Consider the following 13,888-nt stretch of genomic DNA (forward strand, 5'->3'; position numbering starts at 1 on the left):
GCTCCGAGTGGTAGGGTGCCCGCTCGGAAGGGCGCCTTCGGCGGCGGCCTGCGCCGCCGCTCCGCCCGCTGCCCGGATGCCGCCTGCTTCGGATCGAGGAAGAAGCTCATGACCCTGGTCGAACTGCCAAGGCCCGGCCGCCCCAAGCCGCACCTCTTTCCCGACCAGGCCGAGGCCGTCAAGCGGCTGGCATGGCACCTTCACCGCCCAGGAACGCGGGGACTGTTCGTATCGGCGACAGGCACCGGAAAGACGCTGGTGTCGATCCGGACGGCAGACGAACTCGGTGCTCGGCTGGTGCTGTTCGTGGTCCCCACGCTCGACCTGGCCGCGCAGACAGCATTGGCCTGGCGCCGCGACGGCCACCTGGAGCACATGGTGATCGTCTCCTCCCTGGACACCGCCGGCCGCGACGACCTGGCCGCCGCCCGCATCATGTCGACCACCGACCCGCACGCACTGGGCGGGCTGATGTCGGTCGTGGGCAAGGGCCAGGACCAGATCCCGGCTCTGACGGTGATCTGTACCTACGACTCCCTGGACAAGATCGAACAGACCCAGAACACGGGGTACGCAGTCCCGCCGTTCGACCTGGCCGTCATGGACGAGGCCCACCGGATCGCGGGCCGAGCCGACAAGAAATGGGCCCTCGTCAACGACGCGAAGCGCATCCACGCGGACCGCCGCCTCTACATGACCGCCACCCCCCGCATCTTCGCCGCCCCCGAACTGGCCGAGTCCGCCGACACCACCCGCCCACGCCGCCGGCTTCCCGGGCCGGACACGGACGCGTTCGCCAACTCCATGGACAACGAGCAGGTCTACGGCAAGAAGATCTTCGAATACCCACTCGCGACCGCGATCGCCGACGGCCGGGCCGCGGACTACCGCATCGTGGTGCCCACCCTCACCGACACCGACCTGCGCCACCGCCTGAACCTGCCCGCCCCAGGCAGCGCGGCACCGGACGCCACCGCCGCCGAGGAGGAGAAGGACGACGGTGCGCTGCGCACGACCGCCCTGCACCTGGCCGTGCTGCGCGCCATGACCGAGCACGGCCTGAAGAAGGTCCTGGTCTACTTCACCCTCGTCTCCGACGCCCGCCGCTTCGCCCGCGAACTCCCCCACACCCTGCGCCTGCTGGCCAAGACGGACCCTGGCCTGTGCCCCGACATCGCCCCCAAGATGTTCTTCGCCCACGGCGATCACACCCCAGCCCAACGCGCCGACACCTTCGCCGCCTTCGCCGCCGCAGACAGCGCGATCCTCGCCAACGCGAAGCTGATCGCCGAGGGCGTCGACATCCCCAGCGTCGACGCCATCGTCTTCGCCGACCCCACCCGCAGCGTCATCCGCTGCGTCCAGGCCCTCGGCCGCGCCCTGCGCCTCGACGTGAGCGGCAAAACCGCAAGCCTCATCGTGCCCGTCTACGTTCCGCCCGGCGCCGACAGCGAGAACATCCTCGGCACCGCGTACGAACCGGTGTGGGCGATCGCCTGCGCCCTGGCCAGCCACGACCACCGCATCCTTGAACGCCTCCCGGGCAAGGCCAACCGCCTCCCGAAAGAGACCAGTACCGTCATCGAACGCCGCTGGCACTTCGACTTCACCGTCCACCCCGAACGCATCGCACGGGCCATGGACCTGGCCTCCTTCGACCCCCGCGACCCGGCCGTCTCCCGCTCCCGCCGCCTCGGCCTCGCCGCCGCCCAGGCCTACCGCGACCAGCACGGCCACCTTGACGTCCCCGCCGACCACACCGACCCCACCGGCTACAAACTCGGCACCTTCATCACCACCATGCGCGACGCCCGCACCACCGGCCGCCTCGATGCGGACTGGACCGCCGAACTCGAAGCCCTCGGCATGATCTGGGACAAGCACGACGCCGCCTGGCGCTCCCGCCTCGCCGCCGCCGCCGACTACCACCACACCCACGGCCACCTCGCCGCCCCCGCCACCACCCCCGTCGGCGCCTGGCTCGCCGAACAACGCCACCTCGCCACCAAGAACACCCTCGACCCCGCCCGCGCCGACGCCTTCACCGCCCTCGCCCCCGACTGGCGCCTCCCGCACGGCGCCGACTGGCACCGCAAATACCACCTGCTGCGCGCCCACCTCACAGACGGCGCCGACCCGGCCGCGCTCACCCGCGACACCCTCCTGTCTGGCGTGAAGATCGGCTCCTGGCTCCACCGCCAGTTCACCACCTGGCACACCCTCAAGCCCGGCCAGCAGCACCTGATGACCGTCCTCGGCCTGACCCCCGACACCAACCCGCTCACGCCCGCACGCCGTACCCGCCGCACCTTCGAACAGACCGTCCAGCTCCTGGAACTCTTCCTGCACCGCGAAGGCCGCGCCCCCGCCGCCCGCGAGACCATCCGCGTCGACGGCGACACCGTCAAGATCGGCGCCTGGCTCGCCAAGGCCCGCACCCAACACCGCGCCGGCCAACTCACGGACAACCATGTACGCCTGGTCGCGGCGCTGTTCGACGGCGACTGGACGGCCGAAGACGCCCTCCCGGCCGCCCTGGTGTAGCCGCTGCCCCACCGCCCACCGGGACCGGCACCAGGGGGCGTGGTGACAGGAGCGCGCGGAGCATGCTGCCGCATCGCGGTGGGCATGGGCACTCATCAACCGGCTGAGTTCGTGGAGGTGCCTCTCACCTGGGGTAACTACCCCGGGTCTCACTTGATTCAGGTGCTGGATCGTCCTGACCGGCGAACTTCGTGAGCAGTCGAGAATCGCGTCACTGCCGGGAGACCCCAAGCGAACGACTCCCAGGACGGGCGCCGGGACTCTGCGTTGACCGGCGCTGTCGGTTCCGGCCCTTAGGCTGCCGGGCATGGCCCGCTCCTGGACACGACTGCACGAGCACCTCGGTGCCGCCCCCGGACCGCTGGACTTCGGCATGGTCCGGCAAGCCGCTGCCGATGCCCTGGAAGAATCCGACGACCTGGACTGGAAGGAACAGCTTCCCCACCCGCCGAGGGACGGGTGGTTCAACGGACTGGCCAAGGACGTCGTTGCGATGGCCAACCCCCGCTGCGGGCTGCTCATCTTCGGCGTACGGGATAAGACCTGTGAACTGGTCGGCATCGACCCCGAGCAGGTCAACGACCAGCAGTACTCACAGTGGATCCGCAAACACGTCCAGCCCTACCTGCCCGACATCACCTTCACCACCCTCACCTCACCCGACGGCAGCATCAGCGTCCTGGTCATCGACATCCCCGCCAGCCCGATGGCCCCCCACCACGTCTATGGCACCGCGCAGAAGGACAAGGAACAGCACGCCGCCGTCGTCCCCTACCGGGACAAGGACCACACCGCCTGGATGGCCGAGCACCAGATAGAACGCGCCTACCGCGACCGCTTCACCCGCACCGAACGCGCCGAGCAAGAAGTACAGAACCTGCTCGACCAGACCCGCGAAACCGTCTTCGCCCAGCAGGCAGAACCCTCCGCCTGGTTCTTCGCCCTCGCCCGCCCCGAACGCCCCCTGCCACGCACCCCCCCCGCCTCACCCGCGACGAAGCCCGCTACCTCCTGCACACCACCCGAACCCGCACCCAGACCCCGCACCGCCCGCGTCCGCTCACGCCACCATCTCGATCCCGCCCTGGAGACCCCCGCGGAGACGCAAGCACGTAGCGCCCTGGAAGAGTTGGAGCGCCGCTACCTGGAGGCAAAGACCCGCCTGGAAAACGAACTGCAGCGGGCGCGGCAGGAGGCCGAACCCGTGCGGGCCGGGCTGCTGTACGGCAGCGGCAGTGAACTGGAAGACGCGGTGGCCGTGGTGCTGCGTGCCGCCGGCTTCGCCGTCACCGATCTGGGCGAGGAATTGGGCGACACCCTGTCGGCGGACCTGCTTGCCTGTGCTGAACGGGTCTACCTGTCTGGTCGAGGTGAAGGCCGCCGCAGGGGCAGCGGGGGAGAAACTGATCTCGCAGCTTCATCGCCATCTGGAGAAATGGCCACAGGTGCGGCCCGACCATCCTGTCACCTGCGCTGCCTTGATCGTCAACCACCAGCATCGCCTCGACCCTGCCAAGCGCCCGGCCGAGGTGTATCAGCGCAGGGTCGTCGACGCACTCCCGTTTCCCGTGATCGCCTCCGGCGACCTGTTCCGCTGGTGGCGCACGCAGGACTGGTCGGCCGTGTAGGCCGCCGTGCTCGGCCAGGCCTACTTAGGGGAAGAATGGGACGAGCCCTCTGCCGGAGAGCGCGAGATCCCGGCGGTCGGCCGCAAGCGGTGGCTTCCTTGGGGGAAAGGCGGAACCGCGTAGCCGTCGCGGCCGTCATTTCGTCAGCGACATGCCCACAGTCGACAAGAGGGGGCGGGCAAGCGGCTGTCGGCTCCATATATCGCAGTGGCCTTGTTCGCGAGAACCGCTACTGACCGAGCAGGGCAGTAGCGCCCCTGCCCGCTCACGGTTGCGGTGCCGCTTGGCCGGATGTTTCCGAGGCGGTGGTGAACAGCGCGCATTCGAGGAGGTCGGGGGCCGCGCTGGAGGACCAGCCCTCATCTGCGGCCAGCTGGTCGGCGGCGGCGTGCATGAAGGAGAGGTAGACCCGGTAGCGGTGCGGCGACCAGCTTCCGTCCGACCACACTCAGGCAGCGATCGAACCATCCACATCGTGGCCGCTCTCACGGCTGACGGCAGGCCATCTGGCTGGCGAAGTCCCCTGATGACACGATGGTTTGCCGGGATGGACGGGGGAGTGTGTGCGGGCTGACAAGCGGCGGATTCAGACGGCGGTGCTGGGCGGGGCGGGCTCGGAGGAGCCGTTGATGCTGCCGATGGAGGCGATCGAGCTGGACGCTTTCCGGCATGCGCACGAGAGCGACACCTTCTGGTGCGGGACCCTGCTCGGTGGCTGCGGCGGCCAGCTGACCACGAAGCTCTACACCGATCGAGCGTGCCACTTCGCCCATCACCCCGATCCGGACGGGCTGCCGCACGTGTGCGGGCGCGCCGCCCGCGGTGTGAACAGCGCGGACCACCTGTATGTGAAGTCGGCGGCTGCGGCCTGGCTCGCGGACCGGGGAGAGCAGGCCACCTTTGCCTACACCCGCCCCGAGGGCGGGCCGTTGGGGTCCGTCGTCGACGTCCGGTGGCGGCACGGTGCCCTGCGGGTGCACCTGGACCAGACGGCGGCCCCGGTGTGGGACGACGCCGTGGAGCCCGTGCTCGGCACCATGGTCCCCGTGGACCGGGACACGCTGGTCCGCCGCTGGTACGTGCACCGGATCCGTCTCGACAGCGAGGGCACGGCGCGCCGGGTGCGGATTGGGACCGAAGCCTTCGCCCGGCCCACCGAGTGGTTCGCCCTGGACGAGTGCGAGATGACCGAGCGGGGCCTGTCCACCCCGGCGGTCGAGCGGATCATCCGGTCCCGCAGCACACCCCCGCCGGCCCGCCAGGCCCCGGGCAAGGACAGGAAGGCCCCGGACGTACGGATCCGGGCCCAGGTTCTCTTCCGCCGCATCGAGGAGGCCCGCGCTGTGGGGTCCGTGGTCGTGGTGGTCAGAGTGAGCCACACCCTGGCTGCCCTGGACGGGGTGGACCATGAGACCCAGACCCAGATCGACACCGTCCTTAAGGACGCCAAGGTCTGGCTGCAGGAGCAGGCTGTGGCCCGCCAGGAGATGTTTACCCGGCTGAGCGAAGCCGTGGCCGAGGGCAACGTCCAGGAGACCCGCGGACTGCTGACCCGCGTCAACGCGATCGCGGCCCACGACCGCACTGACACCGAAACCCAGACGGCCCGTGAGGCCGCCAGCTTCCTCGCCGGGATGCTCAGGCAGCAGGAAGAAACCGCCCGGAAGCTCCACGCCGCAGCCGAGGCCAAGGAAGAAGCCCGCCGGAGAGTGGCCCGGCAGAAAACGGAGGCGCTTCAGCAAGTCCGGAAGACCTTGCGCACCCTGCGCCGTCACGGCCGGACCATGCCAGGAACAGAGCAGCGGCGCCGGGTCGCGATGCTCACCGACCTGGCCGCCAAAGCCGGCGACCAACTTTCGCGCAGCGAGGCCCACCAGATCGAGGCATGGAAGGCACGCGTGCAGCGCGAGCGAGAGACGGCAGCACCCGAAGAACACGCGCACCCCGGGGATCGCGCTTCACAGTCCGTGCAGCCCGCTCAGCCCCGTCCGATGGGACGGAAGGTCCCCTTGCACGAAAAGGTCGCCCGCCGGTTCTGGCTCCGCCGGCACTGCCCGGTATGTGACGCACAGGCCGGCCAAGCCTGCACCGACCCGGGCGAGCCAGGCGGCGAGGCCGTCCGGCGCGAGCACGGCCATGACGAGCGGATCGAGCCGATCGTGAAGGAGCGCGAGGCGGCGACGAGGGCCAACAAGGCCCGCGAACCGGAGGACCGGCGCACACAGCGCGGAAGCGCGAGCATGGTCCCCTACTACCGGCTGATGAAGATTTCCTGCCCGGTGTGCCAGGCCAAGCCGGATGCCGAGTGCGCGCTGCCCGCCGGATCGCACCAGGCGAGAGTGGACATCCTCACCCGCTACCGCAACCGCAGCAGCGGCCGACGACGGTAGACGCTGCGCCCCCGCCAGCCTGATCCCTCCCGCGCCGCTATCGGGCCGGGCTCACCCAAAGGCCTTGGCGTTCAGTTCTGCCATGCGCCGCTCGTGGTCCTTGTCGGCGGTGCGGCCCCAGCGGCCGTTGCCGTAGCGGACGGCAATCCCCGTGTCCGGGTCGAGGAAGTCCACGGTGCAGTAGTCGTGCTCGTGGTCGCACCGGCAAGTGCATCGCTTGTGGGTGACCTGCCAGCCCGCACCGGTGGGGCCGTCGCCGAGAAGCCGGATCAGCTCAGGGCACGGAGGCCCGTCGGTGGCCTCCATCCGGTAGCCGCCGTCCGAGGTCCAGGCGTCGGTGGAGTTCACCGTCCCGTGGCCGGCCGTGGCCCGGATCCGGCGCAGCAGGGGCGAGAAGACCGGGCCGGGCGGGCAGGGCCAGCCGGAGTCAGCGTCGTACGCGGCCCGTTCTTCCGGGGTCCAGCCGGGGTGAGGCTGGAGAAGGTGGTCGTAGTCGCGGTGCATCCGGTGGGTGATGCGGTCCCACCAGCGGGCGGGGAAACCGGTGAGGGTGATCCGGGTGGGCATGCCCGGCCGGTGGAGATGGATGCCACCGTGGTCGCGGTGGTATCGGAGGCCGGGGACGCCCGTAACGAGGCCGCGGGGATCCCCGGAGGGCTCGCCGGTGAAGCGGGGGAGGAGAAGGTCCGCCCAGCACATGACCACATACGGTGCGTCGGTCACGCGGATGGTGAGCCGGTCGCGTTCCGGGCGCAGGCGGACGATACCGAGCGGGTGCGCGGACAGGCCGCCGACCGCGCGGAGCGCGAGGAAGACCTCCGCCTCCAGCCGCGCCTGCTCCTCATGCCGGGCGGCCGGGATGAGGAGCACACCGTCGTCCGGGAGGAGCGGGGCGAGGGCCTGGTGCAACTCACCAGTGCTGCGGCGCCGGTCGGCGGTACGGTCCAGGGCCTTCGGTGAACTCATCGCGGTCTTCCCACGCCGAACCGGCCCCGTACGGCCGGCGGTCATGGCGACGGCTCAAGACAATGATGAAGTGGATGGGTGTGAGCTTCTGACCGGTCCTGGGCGAAGGATCAACGGGGCTGCTCCCTCGCGCGGTCGGGCGCCACGGGCCCAGGACCGATGAAACGCCTTGACGAGGTGCTGGTCAAACTGCCACGCCGCAGGAACTCCCAGCGGGCCGACTGCGGGCGCCCGCTACAGGGCGGGCGCGGGGTCCTCCGTGGCGATCCGGTCGTCCAGGAGGATGACGGCGACAGAACCGGAGCGGGCGTCGGAGAGGGCCAGGTTCTCCAGCGCCCGGGAGATGGCGAGACCGACCCGCCGGCCGACGCCCCGGTCCACGTCCAGGCTCAGAATGCTCTGCTCTGCACCTCGTAGCACCAGTCCAGTCCAGGACCGCGGCGAGGGACGAGCCGCCAAGAGCGACGGTGACCATGCCGTCGGGTCCGGTGGTGACCTCATCCTCTGCGGGCGGACGGAACGCCTGAGGCCCCTTGAGGATGCGCACCGTGTACTGGTGGTGGATCTGCTCCTGGAGGTAGTGCCAGGTGGTGCGATGGCAGCGAACGTGTACCAGACCGACCCCAGCAGCCCTGGCCACTTTGTCAGTCCGCCCAAGGCCGCGACGGGGCCACGTGTCCACGACCGGTTGTGCTGGTACGGGGGCGGTGGCCGGGGCGTCGCGGCCCAGCAGCTTTCCCAGGGTTCCCATTGACCCGTTCGCCTTGTCAGGCCGGTCCCTGGGAACGTACGAGGAGCGTGCCCAGACCCTCCCCGCCCGGCGCGGGCAGGACGCGGGCGTCGACGTCGGTGAAGCCATGGCGCTTGAGAAGATCCGCCCACGCCTGGGGTGTGTACTGCCAGCGCAGCACGGTCAGTTCGCTTTCTCGGCCTTCGAGCCACTTGCCGCGCATCGGCTGCGGCCCGTAGGCGCCGGGGGAGGGCTCGGCCTGGCTGAAGGCGAAGATCCCGCCGGGCGTGAGGTTCTTGGCGACGAGGGGGAAGAGGATCTCGGGGTCGGTGAACCACACCGCGCCCCACACGGAGTACACCGCGTCGAAGGGGGTCGTGCCAGAGGCGAGGTAGTCGCACACCTCGGCATGGACGAACTCCAGGTCGGGGGTGTCCTTCCACCACCGTCGGGCGCGTTCGACCTGGGCGGCGGAAAGGTCCACACCGGTCGTCCCGACGCCCTGGCGGGCCAGGAACACCGCTTCCCTGCCCTCCGCGGGCCCCAGGTCCAGGGCACGGCGAGGGTGCCCAAGGACCTCGGCTCCGGGACCGTGGCCGGGGTACTGGGTCCATTCGAACCGGTCGGCCGCCGGGGCGGGCTGCTCGCCTGCTCCCCGGTAGGGCTTGTAGGTGTCCCAGTACTGGGCCGGGGTGCGGGGCTCGCAGGGCATGACGTTCCTCGGGGAGCGGAGGCGGTCTTCGAGCTGGCCACCGTACCCGCGCCGCTCCACTGCCCACCGGCGAACGCCCCCGGGTCACCCAACAGGGGTGCACACGCCAGGGCCCGGGGACGCTGTGTGCGCCCCCGGACCCGAGCGGAGTTGTGGCTCAGTGGCAGTTCTCGCCCGGCCGGCAGGGGCCGCACTTGCCGTAGTCCGCCTCCCAGAGCTTCCAGTCGACCTCGAAGCCGTTGTCGGCGATGATCTGCGCCGTCCGTTCGACGCTGCCGTCGTACTTGAAGTCGATTTCCGGGATGTGCTCCAGGAACTTCCCGCCGAAGTGCCGGTGACAGAACTCGCGGTAGTTCCGGGTGTCCAGGATGAAGGTGTGGACGGCGATGTCGACGGTGCGGCCGCAGCACATCTCCAGGCCCCGGCCCCACTTGTCGATGGCCGTGATCAGGTAGGAGACGGCGGCGTGGAAGAGACGCGTCGCCATCACCTCGTCGAAGGGGTAATCGCGCATGAGGAGCTGGACCTCCCGGGACCAGACCTCGGGGTTTACGTAGTCCCGCGGGTCACGGACCCTGGGTTCGGCGCCTGTCGCCATGCTGTCCTCCCGTGTGTCAGGGGCCCCGCCCCAAGCCGGGGCCACGCCCCCAGCAAAGCGACCGCCCGCCCTGCGCGGTGGCCAACATGCGCCTGGTGCACACCGTTTGCAGACCCTGCACACGCCATAGGCACCCCGCCCCACGGCCTCTACCGTGGACAGGCAGACCTGTCGGCTCCTGGCGAGTGGGAGGCCCCTGTGCGCACCGATTCCCTCTGGACGTCCAGCAGGGTCACCGCCGCCGTCGCCCGCCAGGACCCCGGCGCCCTCATCCGGATCGCACGCCAGCACCGGGGCTGGCGGCAAGCCGACCTTGCCACATGCGTCGGCTGCTCCACCTCCACCGTCTCCCGGCTGGAAAGACACCACGGCTACGCGGACCTGACGCTCCTTCGGCGCGCCGCCCGCGAGGTGGGCGTCCCGACTGGTGTCCTCGCGGCGTCACTCGGGTTAGCCGGGGCACCAGCCGCTAGAGTCGTCGCGGACGGGCTACGTCGTGACGAGGAGGACCCCATGCGTCGCCGTACCTTGCTCGCTGCCGCTGGTCTCACGGCCCCCGCCGCACTTCTGGTCGGCGTCCAGGACGCACTCGCCAGCACCCCGGCGCCCACCGGCTCGCCCATCCCGCTGGACAGGCGCATCGCTGCCGCCCGCAGCTATTTCGACGCCGGGCAGCACGGCCACCTTCTCAAGGCCCTGCCCGGCCTGCTGGCCGACTCACGCGAAGCGGCCCAGAGCCGCCAGGACGTCGATCTCGCCCGCCTCTCGGCGTGCTACAGCCTCACCGCCCAAGTCCTGACGAAGATCGGCAGATACGACCAGTCACGGCTCAGCGCCGACCGCGCCACCATCTACGCCGAACTCTCCGGCTCACCTCTCGCCGCCGCAGCAGCGGCAAGGGAGCTGAGCATCGTGCTCCGCCACCAGAACCAGCCGGCCGCCGCCCAACGGCACATCCTCGACGCCGTCTCCCGCGTGGAGAGGACCGGACTCAGAACACCGGCCCAGGCCTCGGCCTACGCACAGATGCTGTGCACCACCTCCTACACCGCCGCCCGCGCCGGCGACCGGGACCAGGCGCTCAGCATGATCCGCGACGCCACCCGGGCCGCCCGCGATCTCCCGCAGGACCCGCCCCAGGGGCGGCTCTTCCTCCTCACCCCGCCCGCCGTCGACCTGTACGCCGTCGGCGTGCACTGGGCGCTCGGCGACGCGGGCGCCGCTCTCGAAGCCGGACGAGGCCTGCGCGCGGCCCAGTTCACGACGCCCGAGCGCAAGGCCCGCATGCACACCGACCTCGCCCGGGCCTGGTGGCAGTGGGGCAAACCCGAGCAGACGGCCGCCGAACTGCTGTCCGCCCTACGGGCATCACCAGGCGAAGTCCGAGACCGCCCCGCCATCCGCACCATCGTCACCGACTTGCGCACACGAAACGCCCAGGCACCCGGAGTACGCGAACTGGTCGCGTCCGTCGGCACCAGAGCAGCCTGACCAACCGTGTCCTGGGGCAGCTTCCGGGCAGCATCGGCGAGCCGGTCGACAAGCTCGGCCAGCGGGCGGCTGCCGGGGTGGGCACTCCTGCTCCAGGCCCCGCCCGATCTTCCCAAGCCGCCTGACAACGCACGGAGAGAACATGCCGGACCAGACCGAGTACGACTACTTCTCGCCCTACCCCAACGAAGGCCCGGATCACAGCCCGGACTGCACACGTTGCGCAGACGCGCGCCCTGACCTGGAGCGCATCAGAGACTTCTCTCTCGCCCAGCGGGAGCGGTTCGCCGACCGGACCCTCCACCCGTACGTCGCAGGGAAGACCTCCCTCCACCGCAGCAGCTGCACCACTGTGGAAGACCTCGCGCAGCAGGGACGCCCGCTGTCGTGGGGCGAGCGAACAGAGTCCGAAGCGCACGTGTTCGAGAGAGAACTCCTCGGATTCGCTCACGCAGGATCCTTGTCCTCGTACCGGCCGAACTTCACCGTCATGACCGCGCAGGAAGCGGCCGCCTGGGTTCGAAGCCGCACCGGCCCCCGAGGCGGAACCCGATTCCGCCTGTGCAAAACCTGCACGCCGGACGCACCGACCAACGCAGCGTAGGCCCACTGCGCCGCCTTCGTCCGAGGGGTAACTATCTGGGCCACGTCGGACACCTCTTTCCGGCTCCCCATCACTCCATATCGGCCCCCTCGGTGCCGAGTCCGGGCCGACGGTCGTAGTGCCGAAGTCCACGCCGGAGGACGGCACCACGCGGCGATCGCGCCCACCCGAACCCTGGTCTGCGTCGGCAGCAAGCAGGTCTACTGCCGCGCCGTCGATGCGTGCTTCGCCGCGATGAAGGCGGTCGAGGTCACCGTCCGCGATGCCTCCGGACTCGACAACTCCCTGGTCGGAGTGAGGCTGATGCGCGAAGCGGTCCGGCCGCACGAGAACGGCAAGGCCGGCGGCGCACTCGCTGACGCAGAAGCCGAAGGCGGCGAACAGACGGCCACCGCCAACCTGTTCGCCGGCGCCATGGGCGCCTACAAGAACCCTGCCAGCCACCGCACTGTCGACTTCGACGATCCGATCGAGGCAGCAGAGATCATTCAGTTCGCCGGCCTACTGCTGCGCCAAGCCGAAAGGGCCAAACGCCGCCAGGCCTCGGCAACGATATAGACCCGTACTCAGTGCCGCGAGCGGGTCGGCCAGAAGACCTATCAGGTACTCAGCCCCGAGTCTCGATACGCCGGTGGATCAGGTGCATGCCGAGGAGAAGCAGAAGCTGTCGCCCGGCCTGGTCGAACTGTTGCTGGAGGGCGGGTTCGCGGAAGAGGTGGGCAAATTGTCCGGCTTCGGTGGCGAGGTCACCGCGCTGGGCGAGGTAGTCGGCCGTTGATGCGCGGTGGATGGCTCGGGCTCGTTCCAGCAGCGCGGCGTCCGCCTTCCCGTCCAGGGTGCGGCCCAGCGCGATGCTGAGGGCCTCGACGTAGCCGATGACCGTCTCGACGGTCATCGGTGCCTGAGCAGGCCCGAGCGCGCGGACGAGCCCGCTGGCGGCGAACACCGACTCGGGCTCCATCACGTCCCGTACGGCGTCCAGCAGCTCGGCCCGTCCGCGGACTGTCAGGGCCTTGCCGTTGCCCAGCTCGGTGATGATCCGCACGAACCGGGCCCGCGCCGTCTCGGTCGCCAGCTGATGCCCGACCTGCTCCAGCAGACCGCCCGCGCCCTCTCGCGCCACCTCCTGGCTGCGCCGGCCACGTCCCACCCACGTCACCCACGCCCGCTGCGCCTGCCGCGTGGGCACGTAGCCGTCCCACCACAGCCACATCGCCAACGGCACCTGCGCGAGCGAACTCAGATGTTGTACCTGCTGCCGCTTGTCCAGCAGGAGCAGCAGCAGCCGCCGCTGGGTGGCACTGTGCTCGGCCTTGTCCGAACCTCGCCGCCGGGTACGCAGCCGCGGCTGGTCGAGCAGCCCCTTGGCGATCCAGTCGTGGATCCGCCGTACGGTCATGTCCGGGTAGCCGGCCGCATGGGCATCCGCGACGAGGTCGTCGATGGCGCCGGGCCCGCTGACGCTCTCCCAGGTGTACACGGAGTGGAAATTACATCGTTCTCCCGCCAACCGGGCCCCAGTTGAGGATGCAGCGCCTACCACCCGACTGCCACGATCAACACAGCAGCACAAGCCACCCCGGCAAGCCGCCGCGCTGCATCAACCCACACCACGCATAGGGCACCGTCGCGCCCTGTCTGAGAAAAGGACCTCTATCGTGTCGAAGAAGAACCGCACCGCCTCGGCCATCTCGCAGCCGGGTGACGTGACACCCGCCCCGGCCTCGTGGCGGCGCCTCGTCTCCGTGGCACTCGTCACCGGAGCAGCCCGTCACGTCGGCGCCCTTTTGGTCGGCCTCGCGGTGACCTGGTGGCAGCACGACTGACACACCTCGGCGACACACACGAAGAGAACCCCCAACACCCGTGTTGCTGACTCCGACTGACATCACCTCATCTCGTCCGGACACACGGCTCGCCCACCGCAACCTCCGGCAAGAGGGCACCCGCTCCTAACCTGGATCCACCAAAAGTTCCGGAGCAAAGGAAACAGCCGGCGAACCAGCTCGCTCCCCACCCCGTACCCAGCCGCCCGCGAACGCGGGCCGGGTCCGGGAGCGCAGCGGACGGACCCCAAAGCTCCCTCAAGGAGCGCAGCGACGAGGGAGCCACCGACTCGAAGCGTAAGCGGAGAGTCGGAAGGCACCAGCCCAAACTCCGGATCTAGCAAAAGTTCTGACGGAAGGAAACAGGGCTCGGAGCGCAGCGCAGAGCCCATCCTCGCA

13 protein-coding genes are annotated in these 13,888 nt (G+C 70.0%); 7 read left to right on the forward strand and 6 right to left on the reverse strand.

Annotated elements, in window-relative coordinates; all coding sequences use genetic code 11:
* Positions 1-108 precede the first annotated feature (108 nt).
* Positions 109-2,544: a DEAD/DEAH box helicase gene (locus tag M1203_RS37745; protein WP_283959495.1), complete on the forward strand. Its 2,436-nt coding sequence runs from the start codon at positions 109-111 to the stop codon at positions 2,542-2,544.
* Between the two features lie 307 nt (positions 2,545-2,851).
* Positions 2,852-4,408: an ATP-binding protein gene (locus M1203_RS37750; protein ID WP_249954395.1), complete on the forward strand. Its 1,557-nt coding sequence runs from the start codon at positions 2,852-2,854 to the stop codon at positions 4,406-4,408.
* A gap of 29 nt (positions 4,409-4,437) precedes the next feature.
* On the opposite strand, the gene M1203_RS37755 is transcribed toward M1203_RS37750, so the two are convergent.
* Positions 4,438-4,620, reverse strand: a complete 183-nt coding sequence (locus M1203_RS37755; protein ID WP_249954396.1) for a hypothetical protein — start codon at positions 4,618-4,620, stop codon at positions 4,438-4,440.
* Positions 4,621-4,735: 115 nt separating this feature from the next.
* On the opposite strand from M1203_RS37755, the gene M1203_RS37760 reads away from it, so the two are divergent.
* The gene (locus tag M1203_RS37760; protein WP_249954397.1) at positions 4,736-6,562 is read left to right on the forward strand and encodes a hypothetical protein; all 1,827 of its coding nucleotides are present in this window, start codon (positions 4,736-4,738) and stop codon (positions 6,560-6,562) included.
* A gap of 51 nt (positions 6,563-6,613) precedes the next feature.
* Here M1203_RS37760 and M1203_RS37765 read toward each other — a convergent pair whose 3' ends face one another.
* From M1203_RS37765 to M1203_RS37780, 4 genes are all read right to left on the reverse strand, one after another.
* Positions 6,614-7,528, reverse strand: coding sequence for a hypothetical protein (locus M1203_RS37765; RefSeq protein WP_249954398.1), 915 nt, complete (start codon positions 7,526-7,528; stop codon positions 6,614-6,616).
* A gap of 234 nt (positions 7,529-7,762) precedes the next feature.
* Positions 7,763-7,948, reverse strand: a complete 186-nt coding sequence (locus M1203_RS37770; RefSeq protein WP_249954399.1) for a hypothetical protein — start codon at positions 7,946-7,948, stop codon at positions 7,763-7,765.
* A 347-nt stretch (positions 7,949-8,295) separates the two neighbouring features.
* Positions 8,296-8,970, reverse strand: coding sequence for a trans-aconitate 2-methyltransferase (locus M1203_RS37775; RefSeq protein ID WP_249954400.1), 675 nt, complete (start codon positions 8,968-8,970; stop codon positions 8,296-8,298).
* A 157-nt stretch (positions 8,971-9,127) separates the two neighbouring features.
* Complete coding sequence (locus M1203_RS37780; RefSeq protein WP_249954401.1) at positions 9,128-9,568, reverse strand: hypothetical protein; 441 nt, start codon at positions 9,566-9,568, stop codon at positions 9,128-9,130.
* Positions 9,569-9,766: 198 nt separating this feature from the next.
* On the opposite strand from M1203_RS37780, the gene M1203_RS37785 reads away from it, so the two are divergent.
* From M1203_RS37785 to M1203_RS37795, 3 genes are all read left to right on the forward strand, one after another.
* Positions 9,767-11,059: a helix-turn-helix transcriptional regulator gene (locus tag M1203_RS37785; protein ID WP_249954402.1), complete on the forward strand. Its 1,293-nt coding sequence runs from the start codon at positions 9,767-9,769 to the stop codon at positions 11,057-11,059.
* A 142-nt stretch (positions 11,060-11,201) separates the two neighbouring features.
* Positions 11,202-11,663, forward strand: coding sequence for a hypothetical protein (locus M1203_RS37790; protein ID WP_249954403.1), 462 nt, complete (start codon positions 11,202-11,204; stop codon positions 11,661-11,663).
* A gap of 174 nt (positions 11,664-11,837) precedes the next feature.
* Positions 11,838-12,221 carry a TIGR02391 family protein gene (locus M1203_RS37795; RefSeq protein WP_283959498.1) on the forward strand — a complete coding sequence of 128 codons (384 nt, stop codon included), beginning with the start codon at positions 11,838-11,840 and terminating at the stop codon, positions 12,219-12,221.
* 49 nt (positions 12,222-12,270) lie between these two features.
* Here M1203_RS37795 and M1203_RS37800 read toward each other — a convergent pair whose 3' ends face one another.
* On the reverse strand, positions 12,271-13,143 hold the full coding sequence (locus M1203_RS37800) for a hypothetical protein (RefSeq protein WP_249954405.1): 873 nt from the start codon (positions 13,141-13,143) through the stop codon (positions 12,271-12,273).
* A 178-nt stretch (positions 13,144-13,321) separates the two neighbouring features.
* Between M1203_RS37800 and M1203_RS37805 the strand changes: the two genes are divergently transcribed.
* Complete coding sequence (locus M1203_RS37805; protein ID WP_249954406.1) at positions 13,322-13,489, forward strand: hypothetical protein; 168 nt, start codon at positions 13,322-13,324, stop codon at positions 13,487-13,489.
* Positions 13,490-13,888 lie beyond the last annotated feature (399 nt).

The organism is Streptomyces sp. 35G-GA-8 (assembly GCF_023534745.1).
Classification (GTDB): Bacteria; Actinomycetota; Actinomycetes; order Streptomycetales; family Streptomycetaceae; genus Streptomyces.

Coding starts and splice junctions, on each gene's coding strand:
- M1203_RS37745 (WP_283959495.1), top strand. CDS start 109: ATGACCCTGGTCGAACTGCCAAGGCCCGGCCGCCCCAAGCCGCACCTC.
- M1203_RS37750 (WP_249954395.1), top strand. CDS start 2,852: ATGGCCCGCTCCTGGACACGACTGCACGAGCACCTCGGTGCCGCCCCC.
- M1203_RS37765 (WP_249954398.1), bottom strand. CDS start 7,528: ATGAGTTCACCGAAGGCCCTGGACCGTACCGCCGACCGGCGCCGCAGC.
- M1203_RS37775 (WP_249954400.1), bottom strand. CDS start 8,970: ATGCCCTGCGAGCCCCGCACCCCGGCCCAGTACTGGGACACCTACAAG.
- M1203_RS37780 (WP_249954401.1), bottom strand. CDS start 9,568: ATGGCGACAGGCGCCGAACCCAGGGTCCGTGACCCGCGGGACTACGTA.
- M1203_RS37790 (WP_249954403.1), top strand. CDS start 11,202: ATGCCGGACCAGACCGAGTACGACTACTTCTCGCCCTACCCCAACGAA.